The sequence below is a fragment of the Actinomadura logoneensis genome, from assembly GCF_003428695.1.
GTDB lineage: Bacteria > Actinomycetota > Actinomycetes > Streptosporangiales > Streptosporangiaceae > Spirillospora > Spirillospora logoneensis.
Genome location: NZ_QURH01000113.1, coordinates 1 through 14,945, shown reverse-complemented (window position 1 = coordinate 14,945; position 14,945 = coordinate 1). Strand labels below are relative to the sequence as shown.

Below are 14,945 nucleotides of genomic sequence, written 5' to 3'. Positions count from 1 at the left end.
GACGCGGCGCTGCGCCTGGTGCGCGCGGCGGGGCTGCTGCCGCTCGCGGTCCGGATCGTCGCGTCCCGGCTCGCCGCCCGCCCGCGGATGCGCCCGGCCGTGCTCGCCGGACGGCTCGCCGACGAGCGCCGCCGCCTCGGCGAGCTGCGGATCGGCGACGAGGCGGTCGAGTCCTGCTTCGCGCTCGGCTACGCCCAGCTCGGCATCGAGGAGGCCCGCGCGTTCCGGCTGCTCGCCGTGCACGACGGTCCGGACCTGGCCGTCGAGGCCGCCGCCGCGCTGCTCGACCTGGACGTCCCCGACGCCGAGGACCTGTGCGAGTCGCTGCTGGACTCCGGCCTGCTGGAGTGCCGCGGGCCCGGCCGCTACGCCTACCACAGCCTGCTCCGCCTCTACGCGCGCGGACTCGCGGAGACCGCCGACGGCCCCATCTCGTGCGCCCGCGCGCTGGACCGCCTCCTGGAGCACTACCTCGCGGGCGTCCGCGGCCTGTTCCGCCAGACGATCACGCTGTACCAGGTGTACTCCGAGCCCGAGGTGGTCGAGGCGCACCGCGCCGCCGCCGACGCCCTGCACACCGGCACGCCCTTCGCGGACGCGGCGGCCATGGTCGCCTGGATGCGCGCCGAGAACGCCAACGTGATGGCCGCGATCCGCGGCTACCTCGCGGGCGGGGGCTCGCCCGGACGGCTCGTCGCGCGGCTGTTCGTCGTGCCGTCGCTCGCCGACCGGACGACCGTCCCGGCCGAGCTGCTGCCCGGCGGGGTGCTGTTCGCGATGGGCGCGGGCGCCCGGCTGCTCGGCGCGGCGGACGCGGCGATCAGCCTGCTGAGCGACGCCCTGGACGTCCTCCCGGACGACGACGCCCTGATCAGCCGCGCCCACGGCCAGCTCTCGATCGCCTACGCCGAGAGCGGGATGGCCGAGCGGGCGCGCTGGCACGCCCGCGCCGGGCTCGCGCTCGCCGCGCCGGTCGCCGACGGCAACGCCGAGGGCCTGTGCTGGATCGGGCTCGGCGTCGCGTCGCTGTACGCGGGCGATCCGGAGTGCGCGCTGCGCGAGCTCGAGACGGCCCGAGCGGTCTACCGGACGCGGGGCATGCCGCTGCGCGAGGCGTGGTGCCTGCCCCGGATCGTCGCCGCGCACCTGCGCCGTGGCCGCCCCGACGAGGCCGCGGACGTCGGGGCCCGCGCCGCCGGCCTGTTCGCGGAGATCGGCGACGAGCATCTGGGCGGACGCGTCCTCGCGCTGCTCGCCGTCGCGCTGGACGAGCTGGGCCGTCCGGAGGAGGCCGCCCGCGCCCGCGCCGCCGCCGAGACGCCGTGGCGCAGGTCGGGCCTGTCGCTGCACGTCCCCGACGAGCACCTGGTCGAGAACCGGCCCCCGGTCCCGCCCAACGAGGCCGAGCAGACCCGGCCGCCGAAGCCGCCCGAGCAGACCCGACCGCCGGAGCTGCCCGAGCCGCCGGAGCCGCCGCACCCGTCCGAGCCGCCGGAGCCGTCCGAGCCGCCGGAGCCGTCCGAGCCGCCGGAGCCGTCCGAGCCGCCGACGCCGCCGGGGCCGTCCGAGCAGAACGGGTCGGCCGAGCCCGTCTGACCGTCGTCCGCCGCCCGGACGGGGTCAGTCCCGCGAGAAGTCGTCCGGTTCGGCCTGCTTGGCGTCCTCCGCGGAGGAGGCGCCCGGCCGGCCCTCCGGACGGCCGTCGGAGAGATCGTCCGACCAGTGCGGGTACCACGGCTCGTGCGCGGCGCCCGCGTGCAGGACCGGGAGCCTGCCGTCCGCCAGGCGGCCCGGCTCGTCGCCGCGTCCGGAGCTGCCGAAGGCGAGCAGCGCCGCGTGGTCGAGCCGGGCCTCGCTCGGCGGACCCGCGACCAGGCAGGTGTGCCGCTCGCCGGACGCCGGGTCGTCCTCCGGCATCCCGGCCCCGACGACCAGGCTGTTGGCGACCACGACCCACGCGCCGAGCGTGGTGACGTGGCGCCGCGCGTACTGCTCCTCCCAGCGGTGCCGCAGGATCGGCTTGGAGAAGATCGGCGTGAGCAGGTGCGAGGCGCCCGCCGCCAGCAGCTCCCGGTCCCAGCGGTCGGTGCGGGTGAGGTCCTCGCAGATCAGCAGGGCGAGGCGGCCGAGTGAGCAGTCCAGCAGCCGGACGCGTTCGCCCGGGGCGATGTCCTCCTCGGCGGTGCCCGAGTCCGGCGCGCCGGGCAGCCCCCAGTCGCGCATCTGCTGCCCGTCGAGGACGAACGGGCTCAGCTTGTCCTGGGTGAGCAGTTCCGTGCCGGTCCAGCGGTCGATGAGGACCGCCCGGTTCGGCGGCGGGTCGCCCCCGCCGAGCGCCCCGGTGCCGACCATGATCAGCCGTAGCGGCGAGTCCGGGCGGGCGGTGTCGTGCGCCGCCTCCTTCCACGCCTCCAGCAGGCCGTCCGACAGCGTCGCCTCGGGCAGCACGGCGATCCGGGCGCCGGCCTCGTCCAGCCGCCGGATGACCGAGCGGATCCGCGCGCGGATCTCCGCCGTGTCGGCCGGGACGAGCTCGTAGACCGTGCGCCCGGCGCGTTCACCGAACTCGGTCCGCAGCTCGTCGAAGGACTCCATCAGCGGCGCGCAGCCGACCTCGACCGGCTCGTCCCGGCAGAGGTGCGGGTCGTGGACGGCCGGCAGCAGGGAGTGCTCCAGCCCGTCCCACTCGTCCGGCGGGACGCGGTGGACGCCGAAGAACTCGGGCAGCGTGCGCAGGCCCTCGGGACGTCCCGGCAGGGCGCACCGGGGGAGCAGCGCGCCGCCCGCCGCGCCGCTGTCGAACCGGCCGTCCACCAGGTAGCGGACGGTGATCGCGGTCAGCGCGGACGCGTCGTGGAACGGCCCGTACGGGTTGGCGAGCGCGAGCGCGCCGTCCAGCGCGAGCAGCAGCGTGAACCGGCCGCGGTCGCCCTCCGCCGCGACGAGCGCGGCGGTCTCGGCGGGGTCCAGCGCGCCCTCGTCGATGATCCGCTCGCTCAGCTCGTCCGCGGCGCGGCGGACCCGGTCGTCCTCGTACCAGAGGTTCGGCGGCCAGGACCGGTGCAGCCGCCCGGGGAGTTCGTCGTACAGCCGGACGAACAGGTCCGCCGGGTCGGCCGGGTAGTCCGCGGTAGCGCGCGGGTGCTCCGTTAGCCGATCCGACATCAGCGCCCTCCAGGGATGACCGCGAGTACCAGGGTCTTCTTTGATGCTAGCCGTGCTCAGGTGACACATCAGTGCCCCGCGACGCGGAGAGCATGAGTCACTTGACATTCACTTGGCAAAAGCCGACAGTGGAAAGGAGACCGGCCGACAGGAACCACTGGGAAACGAGGACCACCGACATGGCGACCACGACCAGCACCACGGGCGTCGCCGACGCCACGGACGCGGCGGGCGCCCCGGGGGCGGCCCCCGGCCGACTCGCCGAGGCCCGGCGCCTGCTGGAAGGCCTGGAGCATGCGAAGTCGATCGAGGAGGGGCGGTTCAGCGCGCTCGGGATGCTGATCACCGACGCCTCGCTGTGCGCGGACGAACCGGCCCTGACCGCGATCAAGGACGGCCTCCAGTGGCTCCACCGGACCCGCTACCTGGACGTCCCGGCCCTCGACCCCGACCAGCGCGAGGAGCGCGGCCGGGTGCTCGGCCTGATCGACGTCGCCCACTGGGCGCTGCGCCGGATGCCGTCCGGCCTGCAGCTCGGCCTGCGTCCCGGCGGCCACGCCGCCCGCTTCCTGGTCGCCGTCGCCGCCCGCCCCGGCCGCTCCAACCGCGAGCTGGCCGCCGAGCTCGGCACCGACGACACCGAGATCAGCCGCGTCGGCCGCCGCCTGCTCGCCGCGGGCGTCGTGTGGCGGCGCAAGGAGTGGCGCAGCAACCTGTGGGACATCACCCCCCGGGGCCGCGCCTACCTGGCCGAGACCGGGTTGCTCCCGGCTCCGTCCGACGGCGACGCCCCGCCCCCGTCGCCCGCCTCGTCGGGCCCGACCCGCCGCGGTGTCGACCCGGATCCGTCCCCGGGCCACCGCCGCCGTCCCTGACGCCCCGTCCACCGCGCCCGGCACCCTGCCCGCCGGCACCCCGGCCGTTCGGCTCTGTGAGCTGTGCCGTTAGCCTCGGCGAGAGATCCGGAGGAGGACGGCATGGCCCACGGGGACAGCACCCGCAGCGTCCGAGCGGGACGGCCCGCGCCCGAGCAGTGGACGCCCGAGCTGCCCGGGCCGACGTTCGCCGCGCACTTCCACCTGTCCGGTGAGGCCGCCGGCCCCTACACCTACGGCCGTGACGCCAACCCCACCTGGACGCGGCTGGAGGAGGCGATCAGCGAGCTGGAGGGCGGCGGCACGACGACCGTCTTCTCCTCCGGGATGGCGGCCGTGTCCGCCGCGATGCTGTCGCTGGTCGCGTCCGGCGACACGGTCGTGATGCCGGACGACTGCTACCAGACCACCCGCGCGTTGCGCGACCGCCTGGAGTCCTACGGCGTCCGCGTCCGGATGGCGCCGACCGCCGGCGACGCGCAGATCGCCCTGGTCGAGGGCGCACGCCTGGTCTGGCTGGAGACCCCGTCCAACCCCGGCCTGGACGTCTGCGACATCGAGCGCGTCGCCGCCGCCGCGCATGCCGCGGGCGCGCTGGTCGCCGTGGACAACACGCTCGCGACGCCGCTCGGCCAGCGCGTCCTGGACCTCGGCGCCGACCTCGCGGTGGCCAGCGACACCAAGTCCCTGACGGGCCACGGCGACCTGCTGCTCGGCCACGTCACCACGCGCGACCCCGAACTCGCCCAGGCCGTCCGGACGTGGCGCAAGACGGTCGGCGCGATCCCCGGGCCGATGGAGACCTGGCTGGCGCACCGGTCGCTGGCGACGCTCGCGCTGCGGCTCGACCGCCAGACCGCGAACGCCCTCGCGCTCGCCACCGCCCTGCGCGGGCATCCGCTGGTCAGTGGCCTGCGGTATCCGGGCCTTCCCGGCGACCCGGCGCACGAGCTCGCGTCCCGGCAGATGCGGCGGTTCGGCTGCGTCGTGTCGTTCACGCTGCCGTCCCGGGACGCGGCCGAGCGGTTCCTGGCCGCGCTGCGCGTGGTCGGCGAGGCGACCAGCTTCGGCTCGGTGCACAGCACCGCCGAGCGCCGCGCCCGCTGGGGCGGCGACGCCGTCCCGCCCGGGTTCATCCGGTTCTCCTGCGGCATCGAGGACGCCGACGACCTGGTCGCGGACGTCCTGCTGGCGCTCGAAGCCGCCACCGACGACTGACGCCCGCAAGGAGGTCCGGTCGGTCCGCCCGGCGGCCGGTCAGAGGGTTGCGAGGTGTTCGGCGAACCGCCGCAGCATCTCGTTCAGCGACCGGAACTCCTCCGGGGTGAAGCACTCGACCATGCGCGCGCGCCGCGCGGCGATCGCCTCTCGGACTCGCCGGTGGGCGCGCACGCCCTCCTCGGTCAACTCGGCCGTGTCCCCGGTGAGACGTGCCCAGCCGAGTTCGACCAGCCGCTCCACCTGCGGACGCATCGTCGGCTCGTCCGGGGAGACGAAGGCGTCGAGGGTCTTGTCGAGGGCCGCGATCGTGACGGGTTCGTAGGACACGCTGTTGAGCACCTGCCAGCCCCGCCGGGTCAGGCCCTCGGCGGCGAGCAGGCCCCCGAGGTCCGCCTCCAGCGCGCGGTCGATGTGCCGCAGCCAGTATCCGATCGGGCGGTGGGTGCGGACGTCCTGGACGGTGTCGTTCATGGCCCCTCCTCCAGTGCATGTATTTTTACAATGATTGTAGGATGGCATGTATGTCAAGCGACGTATCCGGCCGGCCCGCCGGCGAACGCGACTCCGTGGTGGCGGTCGAACGGGCCATGGTGGCGATCCGGCGCAGCCAGACCCGCCGGACGCTCGGCAGGATCGCCGGTCCGGACGGCATGGACCCGACCCTGTTCGGCGTCCTGGACGCGGTCGAGGAGCACGGCGGTCCCTGCGCGGTCACCGACATCGCCGCCGCGCTCGGCGTGGACCAGCCGCGCGCCAGCCGCCTCGCGGCGCGCACGGAGGAGGAGGGCCTGGTCACCCGCCGGCCCGACGCGTCCGACCGGCGCCGCACGCTGCTGGAGCTCACCGCGACCGGCCGCGACCGGCTCGACCGCGCGCACCGGGCGCGCCAGGAGGTGTTCGCGGCGGCCATGGCCGGCTGGCCGGACGCCGACCGGGCCGAGTTCGCCCGCCTGATCACCGCGTTCGTGGCGTCCTTCCGCGAGACCGTCGCCGCCCGCGCGGACGGCGGGGCGGCCGGTCAGGGCCCGGAGGCGGGCGACCGCGGGGACGGGCCGGTCAGCGCGACGGCGGACTCGGCCGTGTAGACGAGGAAGGTGAAGCTCTCGACCAGGTACAGCTCGACGCCGGACGCGTCGTGGGCGGTGTAGCCGATGGAGAGGTCCCGGCCGAGGCTCAGCCGGTAGTCGCCGCCCCGGGTGCTCATCACGACGCCGCCGTCGATCGCCGGGGCCCAGACGATGCCGCCGTCCACGAGCTTGGCGAGGTGCTGGTGGACGGGATAGCCCTGGTCGGACGAGCGGGTCGCGGCGGTGTAGGCGTCCGCGCCCAGGACGAGCGCGTACGGCCCGCCCACGCCCGCCAGGCGCAGCGTGGCGAGGGCCTCGGCGACGACGTCCGGGTAGTGCGACGCCTCGGCCGGCAGTGGACGGGCCGGCGACACGGTGGCCGCCTCGGCGGCGATCCCGGCGATGCGCGCGGGGGCGTGGCCGTGGAAGACCGCGCGGTCCTCGGCGTGGGCGAGCCTGGTGGCGGCGTCCTTGGTGGGCTGCCAGTCCGCGTCCCCCGCGCCGCGCTCCACGGCGTCCACGGCCTCCCGGGACACGGTGAGCGCAGCCGGTCCGTGATCTGCGCGGCGAGCTCGAAGCACAGGTCCATGCGGCGGGCGCGGATGTGGAACAGCAGGTCGCCGGGTGTGGCGGGGGCGTGGTACCGGGGTCCGTCGAGCGCGGTGAACGGGTGCAGTCCGGCCGGGCGGTTCCCGGCGTCCACGGTCACCACGAGGAACACGGCGGCGTCGGTCAGCGGGCTGAGCATCTTCTGCGGCTCGGACCGCTGGGGTTGCGCCTGCGGCGGCATGGCGGATCTCCTGGACGACGGCTCGGCGCCGACGCCGGTGGGCGCGGGCCCTCAGCCCCTCCCTACCGCCCCGCGTTCCTGGCCAACCCCAAGCCGCACCCAAGAGGAGCCGGTGCGGAGGGTGTCCGCTATCGCCCGGTCTCCGAACCGCCCGGTCTCCGCTATCGCCCGGTCCGGACGGGACGGCCGGACGGCAGCCCCCACTCGCTCCACGAGCCGTCGTACACGGCGATGTCGCGGTATCCGGCCAGCTCGGCGCCCAGCGCCAGGACGCACGCCGTGACGCCCGACCCGCAGCTGACCACGAGCCGCTTCCGGCCCCCGGCCGCCCGCTCGAAGTGTTCGCGCAGCTCGTCCGGCGGGAGCATGCGGCCCTCGTCCTGGAGCCCGGTGAACGGAAGGCTGACCGATCCCGGCATGTGACCGCCGCGCAGCCCCTCCCGGGGCTCGGGGGCCGTCCCTTCGAACCGTCCCGCCGAGCGCGCGTCCAGCACGACCCGGTCCGGATCGTCCAGGGCCGCCGCGACCTCGTCCGCGTCCACGAACCACCCGTCGCGCGGCCGTGCGGTGAAGTCGCCGCGCTCCACCGGCTCGGCGCCGTGTTCCTCGGTCGGCCCGTCCGCGGCGATCCATGCGGGCAGCCCGCCGTCCAGGACGGCCACCCGGTCGAACCCCGTCGCGCGCAGCATCCACCAGGCGCGGGCGCTGGAGTAGACGCCCGCCGCGTCGTACACGACCACCGTGTCGGACGCGTTCACGCCCAGCGCGCGCATCTCCTCGGTGAACCGCCCGGCGTCCGGCATGGTGTGCGGCAGCGGACTCGCCGGGTCGGACAGCGCGCCGTCGATGTCGAACCGGCGCGCGCCCGGGATCCGTCCGAGGGCGCCCGCCCGGTGCGCTCCCACCGACGCGTCCATGACCACCAGGCCAGGCGTTCCCAGGCGGGTCCGCAACCACTCGGCATCGACCAGCGCCCACGATCCGTCCACGAGCGATCATGATGCCCCACCCCCCGAACCGGACCCGATCCGGCCCGCCCCCGACCGAACAACACCGCCCCAAAAACTCCGCCCGGACGGTCCCGAACGAACGGCTCCGGACGCGGGTGAGCGGCGCCTCCCCGAAGGGACGCGCCGCTCACCCGTGGAGTGCGCCGCGTGCCATCCCCGCGGCGCGCGCGGTCAGCCCGCCGCCCGCTTCACGAGCTCGGCGATCCGGGCCTCCACCTCGGGCGTCATCTGGTCCAGGGCGTACGCGGTCGGCCACATGTCGCCGTCGTCCAGCCGCGCGGTGTCGTTGAAGCCGAGCGTCGCGTACCGGGCCTTGAACTTGTCGGCGTTCTGGAAGAAGCAGACGACCTTCCCGTCCAGCGCGTAGGACGGCATCCCGTACCAGAGCTTCGGCTCCAGGCTCGGGGCGGACTCCTTGACGATGGCGTGGATCCGCTCGGCCATGGTGCGGTCCGGCTCCGGGAACTCCTCGATCTTCGCCAGGACGTCCGCCTCGGCCTGCGCCGCCTTCTCGGCGAGGGAGGCGCGGCGCGCGGACGCCTTCAGCTCCTTCGCGCGCTCCTTCATCGCGGCGCGCTCCTCGGCGGAGAACGTCTCGGCGGCGGCGTCGTTCTTCTTGGCGGCGGTCTTCTTCTCGGCCATGGTCAGGTCTCCTGTGCCTTCGTCGTCTCGTGGTGGGGTGGAAGCGCGGTGGTGCGCCGGGCCTGCGGCCCGGCGGGTCAGCCCCAGGCGCCGGCGATCTGCCGGGTCGTGGCGTTGAGCCGGTTGAACAGGTTGGTGACGCCGATCATCAGGACGATGGCGGCGAGCTGCTTCTCGTCGTAGTAGGTGGCGGCGGCGTCCCAGACATCGTCGCTCACCGCGTCCGCACGGTCGGCGAGCAGGGTCGCGGCCTCGGCCAGCGCGAGCGCCGCGCGCTCCTCGTCGGAGAAGTAGGGGGCCTCGCGCCAGGCGGCGGTGGTGGCCAGCTTCTCCTCGCTCACGCCCGCCTTGCGGCCGCCCTTCACACCGGCGTCCACGCACGCGCTGCACCCGTTGATCTGGCTGACCCGCAGGTGCACCAGCTCCAGCGTCTGCGCGTCCACGCCGCCGGAGTGTACGGCCTTGAAGATCTCCTGGATCGGCTTCATCGCGCCGTCGAGGACCATCGCCGGGTTCTGCATCCGAGCCTGCATGTCGTTTCTCCTCGTCGAGGGGGTTCTTCCGTCCGGCCGCCCCGTGTTCCCGGGGGGCATGGCTCCATCACAGCCGGGACGGCCCGGCGGGACGACCCCCGTGGGACACCGTGGGACACCTGGTACGGTCTCGACCAGCCGGGACACGGCCCAGGAAATCCCCGCTCCGGCGGGACGGCGCGACGGGGTTTGCGGTGGTGGCAGAACGGCGGACGGCGGCGTCCGACCCCCAGGACGAGCTCGCCGAGCGGTTGCGGCTGATCCAGGAGCTGTCCGGCCGCGGCGTGCGGGCCCTCGCCCGGGACACCGGTCTCAGCTCGTCCTCGCTGTCGCGGTACCTGTCCGGGCGGACCGTCCCGCCGTGGCCCGCGGTCGTCGCGCTCTGCCGGCTGGTCAAGCGCGACCCGCGCCCGCTGCGCCCGCTGTGGGAGCGGGCGGGGAGCCCGCTGCCCGCCCCGCCGAAGACCAGCCGCCAGGTCCAGCCGCCCGTACCGCCCGCCGGGGCGCCCCGCCCGCCGCGCAACGACCTGCCGCGCGACGTGCCCGACTTCACCGGCCGCGCGGACGAACTCGCCGCCGTGCTCGCCGCCGTCGAGGCCGACCGGCTGGTCGCGATCGACGCTCGCCGCCGTGCTCGCCGCCGTCGAGGCCGACCGGCTGGTCGCGATCGACGGGATGGCGGGCGTCGGCAAGACGTGCCTGGCCGTGCACGCCGCGCACCGGCTCACCGACGCCTGCCCCGACGCGCAGCTCTACCTCGACCTGCACGGTTTCACCGAGGGCCGCGAGCCGGTCGACCCGGACATGGCGCTGCGGACGCTGCTGGCCGCGCTGGACGTCCCGTCCGAGAGGATCCCGCAGACCGGCGGCATCGAGCCGCTGGCCGCGTGCTGGCGGGCGGAGCTGGCGTCCCGGCGCGCGGTCGTGGTGCTGGACAACGCCGCCGGGGCCGAGCAGGTCCGCCACCTGCTGCCCGGCGCGGGCCGGTCGGTCGCGCTGATCACCAGCCGCAACCGCCTGCTCGGCCTGGACGAGGTCCCGCCGGTGTCGCTGGACGTCCTGTCGCCCGAGGAGAGCGCCGAGCTGCTGGCCCGCGCCAGCGGCGAGGCCGGCAGGCCCGAGGGCCGCCTCGCCCGCGAGCCCGAGCACGCCGCCGAGGTGCTGCGGCTGTGCGGCCACCTGCCGCTCGCGCTGCGGCTGGCCGCCGCCCGGCTGCGGCACCGCCCCGGCTGGACGGTCGGCATCCTCGTCGAGCGCATGGCGGAGGGGCCGAGCGAGTTCGACACCGCGTTCGCGATGTCCGTGCGGCAGCTCGACCGGGCGCAGCGCCGCTTCTTCCGCCTGCTGGGCCTGCTGCCCGGCTCGTCGTTCGACGAGCACGTGGCGGCGGCCGTCGCGGGCGTGCCGCTGCGCGACGCCCGGACGATGCTGGAGGACCTCCTCGACGCCCACCTCGTCCAGCAGCCCGCCGCGGGCCGCTACCGGCTGCACGACCTGGTGCGCGCGCACGCCCGCCGCGCGACCGCCGGGCAGGAGTCCCCGGACGAGCGCGACCGCGCCGTCCGACGCGTCCTCGACTACTACGTGCACGCCGCGGCGGCGGCCGAGGCCGCGATGCCGTACCTGTCGCGCAGCCGGGCGCCCATGGCGGGGGAGCCGCCCGCGGCGCTGCCGTCCTTCACGCACAAGCACCAGGCCCTTTTCTGGTTCGTCACCGAGTACACGAACCTGATGACCGTCTTCGACACGGCGGTCGCGACCGGGGCGGACGCGCACGCGTGCGAGCTGCCGCGCTACATGCGGGCGTTCTTCGCCCGCCGCTGCGGCACGACGCACCTCAACGTCCTCTTCGAACGCGCCCTGGACGCCGCCCGCCGCCTGGACGACCCGCTCCAGTTGGCCGAGGCCCACAGTGACCTGGGTTTCGCCCGGTACAACGCGGGCCGGATGGCCGAGGCCCACGCCGCCTACGACGCGGCCGAACCGCTGGTCGAGCGGACGGGCGACACCTGGACCAGGGCGGAACTGGCGATGCGCCGCGCGTTCCTGCTCTGGGACGAGGGCGACGTGCAGGAACCGCTGTCCCTGTTCTGCGAGGCCGCCAAGCTCTACGACTCCCTCGGCTCGCGGATGGGCCGGGCGCACGCGACCGCGAACGAGGCCTGGGCGCTGCTCCAGCTCGGCTACCGCGACGCCGCCGCCACCCGGGCCCGCGCCGTCCTGGACCTCCCCGGTTCCGAGCCCGACTGGCCGTCCACGCTGACGGCCCGCATCACGCTGGGGATGGCGATCGTCCGCGACGACCCCGACGAGGCGACCGGCCACCTGACCCGCGCCCTGGACGCCGCCCGCGAGGACAGCCACAGGCACAACGAGGCGTGGTGCCTCAACTGCCTGGGCGTGGCGCTGCGCCAGCTCGGCCGCTACGACGAGGCCCTGGCCAGCCACCGGCAGGCGTTCGCGCTGCTGGACGAGCTGTTCGAGGAGCACTGGAAGGTGCACTTCCTCAACGGCTACGGCGAGACGTGCCGCCTGGCCGGGCTCCCGGACGAGGCCCTCGCGCTGCACCGCCAGGCCCTCCGCCTGGCGCCCGAGGTCGGCTACCGCTACGAGGAGGCCCTCGCGCACGAGGGCATCGCGGCCGTCCTCGCCGAGACCGATCCGCCCGCCGCCGCCCGGCACCGCGCCGCCGGGCAGGCCCTGCTCCAGACGACCTGACGTCCAGACGTCCGAACCGTCCCTCCGGTTGACCGTTGAGGGCCATGAGATGCATCACTTTGCCTGCTTTGATGCTGATTGCTAGTTTTGCGGCCCCCTGGGCGGCGCGGCGTGCGGCGCTTCTCCGAAGGTCGGCGGAATGATCAGAAACAGAATCCTGGTGGCGGCCGGAACGCTGGTGGCGGCCGGGCTCCTCGTCACCCCCGTCCTCCGGTCCCACGAGACGGCCGCGGTCGCGGTCGCGGGCGCCGCGGACAGCGCGCCCTGCGCCGTCACGGCCGGCCGGCCCTGGTGCGACCGCTCCCTTCCCGCGGACCGGCGGGCCGACGCCCTGGTGGCGGCGCTCACCGAGGACGAGAAGCTGGCCCTGCTGGCCGGGGACGACCTCGTCGGGCCGCTGCGCGCGGCCGACGACCCGAAGTTCCGGGCCGGGACGGTCCACGGCGTGGCCCGGCTCGGCATCCCCGACCTGTACCTGGTGGACGCCGGGTCGATGGGCGTGAAGCAGGGCCCGAACACCGCGCTGGCGTCCGGGCTGTCGCTGGCCGCGACCTTCGACCCGCAGGCCGCGGCCCGGGCGGGCGCGGTGACGGCGGACGAGGCCGTCCACCACGGCAACGACGTGGTCCTCGGACCCGCCGTGGACATCCTGCGCACCGCCCGGAACGGACGGGCGTTCGAGGCGTACGGCGAGGACCCGCTGCTGTCGGCGCGCATGGGGACCTCCTGGATCCGGAGCGTCCAGGCCAAGGGGCTGATCGCCGAGGTCAAGCACTTCCCGGCCAACAACCAGGAGGCCAACCGGTACTCGGTGAACGCCGTCATCTCCGAGCGCGCGCTGCGTGAGGTGTACCTGGCGCCCTTCGAGGCCGCCGTCCGCGACGGCGGGGCGGGCAGCGTGATGTGCGGGTACAACCTGGTCAACGGCCTCCCGAGCTGCTCCAACGGGCCGCTGCTGAACGACGTCCTGCGCGGCCAGTGGGGGTTCCGCGGGTTCGTGGTGAGCGACTGGCTGCGCGGCGCGAAGAGCACCGTCGGCTCCGTGCAGGCGGGGCTCAGCCTGGAGATGCCGGTGGGCGTCCAGTACACGCCGCCCGCGCTCCAGTCGGCGCTGCGCGACAAGAAGATCACCTGGGCCGAGGTGGACGGGCTGCTGCGCGCCCGGTTCCGCACGCTGTTCGACTTCGGGGTCTTCGACCGTCCCCGCCCGGCCAACGACGGCCGGATCGACTACACGGCGCACAACCGCACCGCCCAGCAGCTCGCGGAGCAGGGCGTCACGCTCCTCAGGAACACCGGCGGCGTGCTGCCCCTGAAGTCCGGGACCAGGATCGCGGTGATCGGCAAGCCCGCCGCGCAGGTGCGGTCCGGCATCGGCTCGGCATACGTCAAGCCGGTGTCGTCGGTGACCCCGCTGCAGGGCCTCACGGCGCGCGCGGGCGCGAAGAACGTCGTCTACCGGGACGGCACGGACGTCGCCGCCGCGGTCAAGGCCGCCAAGGCGGCGAAGGTCGCCGTGGTGGTCGTCGCCGACGCCCGCGCCGAGGACGCCGACCTGTCGTGCCTCACGCTGCGCTGCGGCGAGGGTAAGCTCGGCGACCAGGACAAGCTGGTCACCGCGGTCGCCGCCGCCAACCCCAACACCGTGGTCGTGCTCCAGACCGGCGGGCCGGTGCTGACGCCCTGGGCGGCCAAGGTGCGCGGGATCGTGGAGTCCTGGTATGCGGGCGGGCACGGCGGGACGGCGATCGCCCGCGTCCTGTACGGCGACGTCGATCCCGGCGGACGCCTCCCGGTCACCTTCCCCGCCACCGAGTCGCAGGCCCCCGTCAGCGGGAACAAGGCGCAGTATCCGGGCGTCGGGGACATCGTCCGCTACACCGAGGAACTGCTGGTCGGATACCGGCACTACGACGCCAAGGGATACGCCCCGCGATTCCCCTTCGGGTACGGACTCTCCTACACCTCTTTCACATTCACCGGGCTGAAAATGTCGCGGACCGGGGTGAGCGTCACCGTCACCAACACCGGCAAGCGCCGCGGATACGCCGTCCCGCAGCTGTACCTGGGCCTGCCGTCCAGCAAGGCCGTCCCGGAGCCCGCCAAGCAGCTCAAGGGCTTCGGCAAGGTGTCGCTGGCGCCCGGCGCGTCCGCCCGGGTCACCTTCCCGCTGGACGCCCGCGCCTTCTCCTACTGGAACTCGGCGACCCACACGTGGCAGCAGGCCAAGGGGTGCACCAAGGTGATGGTTGGCAGTTCCTCGCGCTCGATCGCGCTCACCGGAAACCTCTGCTGAAAACGGCGCGGCGTCCGCCGGTGAAAGCCGGCGGACGCCTGCCGGAAGGCCTGGAAAAGTGACCCGGAAAACGAACAACGGCGGCCGGTCGGCCGCCGTTGTTCCGGTTCTGGAGCGGATGACGGGAATCGAACCCGCGTAGCTAGTTTGGAAGACTAGGGCTCTACCATTGAGCTACATCCGCGTGGAGGAGGCGTTGCCTCGTCCGTGACCGTAGCGTACCGGGTTTTGGGAGCGGTTGTCGCTTCGGTGACGGCTGAGGGTGGGCGGTGGCCCCTGGGGACCCCGCCTCGCCTCGTCCGTCGGGCTGGCCGGATTCGAACCGGCGACCCCCGCCACCCAAAGGCGGTGCGCTAGCCAAACTGCGCTACAGCCCGCAGCGCGCAGCAGTCTATCCCGTTCCGCGGCATCGGCGCAGAGTTGCGTGCGCGAGTGATGTGTTCCTTCGGCCGTCTCCGGCCTCCATGGGACTTTTCGCTGGTTGACGTGGAGATGCGCCGCATGGGGGGTATGGACCGCGTGACGGGGGATCGCAGTCGAACCGGCCGCCGGCGCGCGGGCGCCGACCCGGCCCGCCGACCGTGCGGGAGATCACGGAGCCCGCCGCGCCCGCCCGCCGCACGCGCCC

Annotated in this window: 11 protein-coding genes, 2 tRNA genes and 3 pseudogenes; 7 read left to right on the top strand and 9 right to left on the bottom strand. The window is 74.7% G+C overall.

Annotated elements, in window-relative coordinates:
- Window positions 1–1,596: pseudogene (locus DZF91_RS39485) on the top strand (hypothetical protein); the annotation flags it as partial.
- 24 nt (window positions 1,597–1,620) lie between these two features.
- Here the strand turns inward: DZF91_RS39485 and DZF91_RS05945 are convergent.
- Window positions 1,621–3,165, bottom strand: coding sequence for a carbon-nitrogen hydrolase family protein (locus tag DZF91_RS05945; RefSeq protein ID WP_117356482.1), 1,545 nt, complete (start codon window positions 3,163–3,165; stop codon window positions 1,621–1,623).
- Window positions 3,166–3,344: 179 nt separating this feature from the next.
- Here DZF91_RS05945 and DZF91_RS05940 point away from each other — a divergent pair, with 179 nt between their 5' ends.
- Together DZF91_RS05940 and DZF91_RS05935 are read left to right on the top strand one after the other, a co-directional pair.
- Window positions 3,345–4,040, top strand: coding sequence for a MarR family winged helix-turn-helix transcriptional regulator (locus DZF91_RS05940; RefSeq protein ID WP_117356481.1), 696 nt, complete (start codon window positions 3,345–3,347; stop codon window positions 4,038–4,040).
- A 102-nt stretch (window positions 4,041–4,142) separates the two neighbouring features.
- Window positions 4,143–5,258: a cystathionine gamma-lyase gene (locus tag DZF91_RS05935; RefSeq protein ID WP_117356480.1), complete on the top strand. Its 1,116-nt coding sequence runs from the start codon at window positions 4,143–4,145 to the stop codon at window positions 5,256–5,258.
- Window positions 5,259–5,297: 39 nt separating this feature from the next.
- Here the strand turns inward: DZF91_RS05935 and DZF91_RS05930 are convergent, their stop codons facing one another.
- Window positions 5,298–5,732, bottom strand: coding sequence for a MarR family winged helix-turn-helix transcriptional regulator (locus tag DZF91_RS05930; RefSeq protein ID WP_117356479.1), 435 nt, complete (start codon window positions 5,730–5,732; stop codon window positions 5,298–5,300).
- A gap of 50 nt (window positions 5,733–5,782) precedes the next feature.
- Between DZF91_RS05930 and DZF91_RS05925 the strand changes: the two genes are divergently transcribed.
- Window positions 5,783–6,346: a MarR family winged helix-turn-helix transcriptional regulator gene (locus DZF91_RS05925; RefSeq protein ID WP_117356478.1), complete on the top strand. Its 564-nt coding sequence runs from the start codon at window positions 5,783–5,785 to the stop codon at window positions 6,344–6,346.
- Here the strand turns inward: DZF91_RS05925 and DZF91_RS41815 are convergent.
- From DZF91_RS41815 to DZF91_RS05900, 5 genes and pseudogenes are all read right to left on the bottom strand, one after another.
- The gene (locus DZF91_RS41815) at window positions 6,280–6,864 is read right to left on the bottom strand and encodes a family 1 encapsulin nanocompartment shell protein (RefSeq protein ID WP_235834109.1); all 585 of its coding nucleotides are present in this window, start codon (window positions 6,862–6,864) and stop codon (window positions 6,280–6,282) included. The two genes, DZF91_RS05925 and DZF91_RS41815, sit on opposite strands and share 67 nt — an antisense overlap.
- A 14-nt stretch (window positions 6,865–6,878) precedes the next feature.
- Window positions 6,879–7,076, bottom strand: a pseudogene (locus DZF91_RS41810) (Dyp-type peroxidase domain-containing protein); the annotation flags it as partial.
- Between the two features lie 203 nt (window positions 7,077–7,279).
- A complete protein-coding gene (locus tag DZF91_RS05910; protein ID WP_199486439.1) occupies window positions 7,280–8,107 on the bottom strand; it encodes a sulfurtransferase in 828 nt (275 codons plus the stop codon).
- A gap of 192 nt (window positions 8,108–8,299) precedes the next feature.
- Window positions 8,300–8,770, bottom strand: coding sequence for an iron chaperone (locus tag DZF91_RS05905; RefSeq protein ID WP_117356475.1), 471 nt, complete (start codon window positions 8,768–8,770; stop codon window positions 8,300–8,302).
- A 77-nt stretch (window positions 8,771–8,847) separates the two neighbouring features.
- Window positions 8,848–9,303 carry a carboxymuconolactone decarboxylase family protein gene (locus tag DZF91_RS05900; RefSeq protein WP_117356474.1) on the bottom strand — a complete coding sequence of 152 codons (456 nt, stop codon included), beginning with the start codon at window positions 9,301–9,303 and terminating at the stop codon, window positions 8,848–8,850.
- Window positions 9,304–9,413: 110 nt separating this feature from the next.
- Here DZF91_RS05900 and DZF91_RS42895 point away from each other — a divergent pair.
- The 3 genes and pseudogenes from DZF91_RS42895 to DZF91_RS05890 form a co-directional block, all read left to right on the top strand.
- Window positions 9,414–9,662 (top strand): annotated as a pseudogene (locus DZF91_RS42895) (helix-turn-helix domain-containing protein); the annotation flags it as partial.
- A gap of 271 nt (window positions 9,663–9,933) precedes the next feature.
- Complete coding sequence (locus DZF91_RS05895; RefSeq protein WP_235834108.1) at window positions 9,934–12,021, top strand: tetratricopeptide repeat protein; 2,088 nt, start codon at window positions 9,934–9,936, stop codon at window positions 12,019–12,021.
- Between the two features lie 139 nt (window positions 12,022–12,160).
- Window positions 12,161–14,317, top strand: a complete 2,157-nt coding sequence (locus DZF91_RS05890) for a glycoside hydrolase family 3 C-terminal domain-containing protein (RefSeq protein WP_117356473.1) — start codon at window positions 12,161–12,163, stop codon at window positions 14,315–14,317.
- Window positions 14,318–14,427: 110 nt separating this feature from the next.
- Here the strand turns inward: DZF91_RS05890 and DZF91_RS05885 are convergent.
- Both DZF91_RS05885 and DZF91_RS05880 read right to left on the bottom strand, forming a co-directional pair.
- Window positions 14,428–14,501 (bottom strand) — tRNA-Gly (locus DZF91_RS05885).
- 118 nt (window positions 14,502–14,619) lie between these two features.
- A tRNA-Pro gene (locus DZF91_RS05880) sits at window positions 14,620–14,694 on the bottom strand.
- Window positions 14,695–14,945: the final 251 nt, after the last annotated feature.

What these genes read in the sequence shown, in the direction of transcription:
- DZF91_RS05900 (WP_117356474.1), bottom strand. Translation starts at nt 9,303, where the DNA reads ATGCAGGCTCGGATGCAGAACCCGGCGATGGTCCTCGACGGCGCGATG.
- DZF91_RS05890 (WP_117356473.1), top strand. Translation starts at nt 12,161, where the DNA reads ATGATCAGAAACAGAATCCTGGTGGCGGCCGGAACGCTGGTGGCGGCC.
- DZF91_RS05925 (WP_117356478.1), top strand. Translation starts at nt 5,783, where the DNA reads ATGTCAAGCGACGTATCCGGCCGGCCCGCCGGCGAACGCGACTCCGTG.
- DZF91_RS05935 (WP_117356480.1), top strand. Translation starts at nt 4,143, where the DNA reads ATGGCCCACGGGGACAGCACCCGCAGCGTCCGAGCGGGACGGCCCGCG.
- DZF91_RS05945 (WP_117356482.1), bottom strand. Translation starts at nt 3,165, where the DNA reads ATGTCGGATCGGCTAACGGAGCACCCGCGCGCTACCGCGGACTACCCG.
- DZF91_RS05940 (WP_117356481.1), top strand. Translation starts at nt 3,345, where the DNA reads ATGGCGACCACGACCAGCACCACGGGCGTCGCCGACGCCACGGACGCG.
- DZF91_RS05905 (WP_117356475.1), bottom strand. Translation starts at nt 8,770, where the DNA reads ATGGCCGAGAAGAAGACCGCCGCCAAGAAGAACGACGCCGCCGCCGAG.
- DZF91_RS05930 (WP_117356479.1), bottom strand. Translation starts at nt 5,732, where the DNA reads ATGAACGACACCGTCCAGGACGTCCGCACCCACCGCCCGATCGGATAC.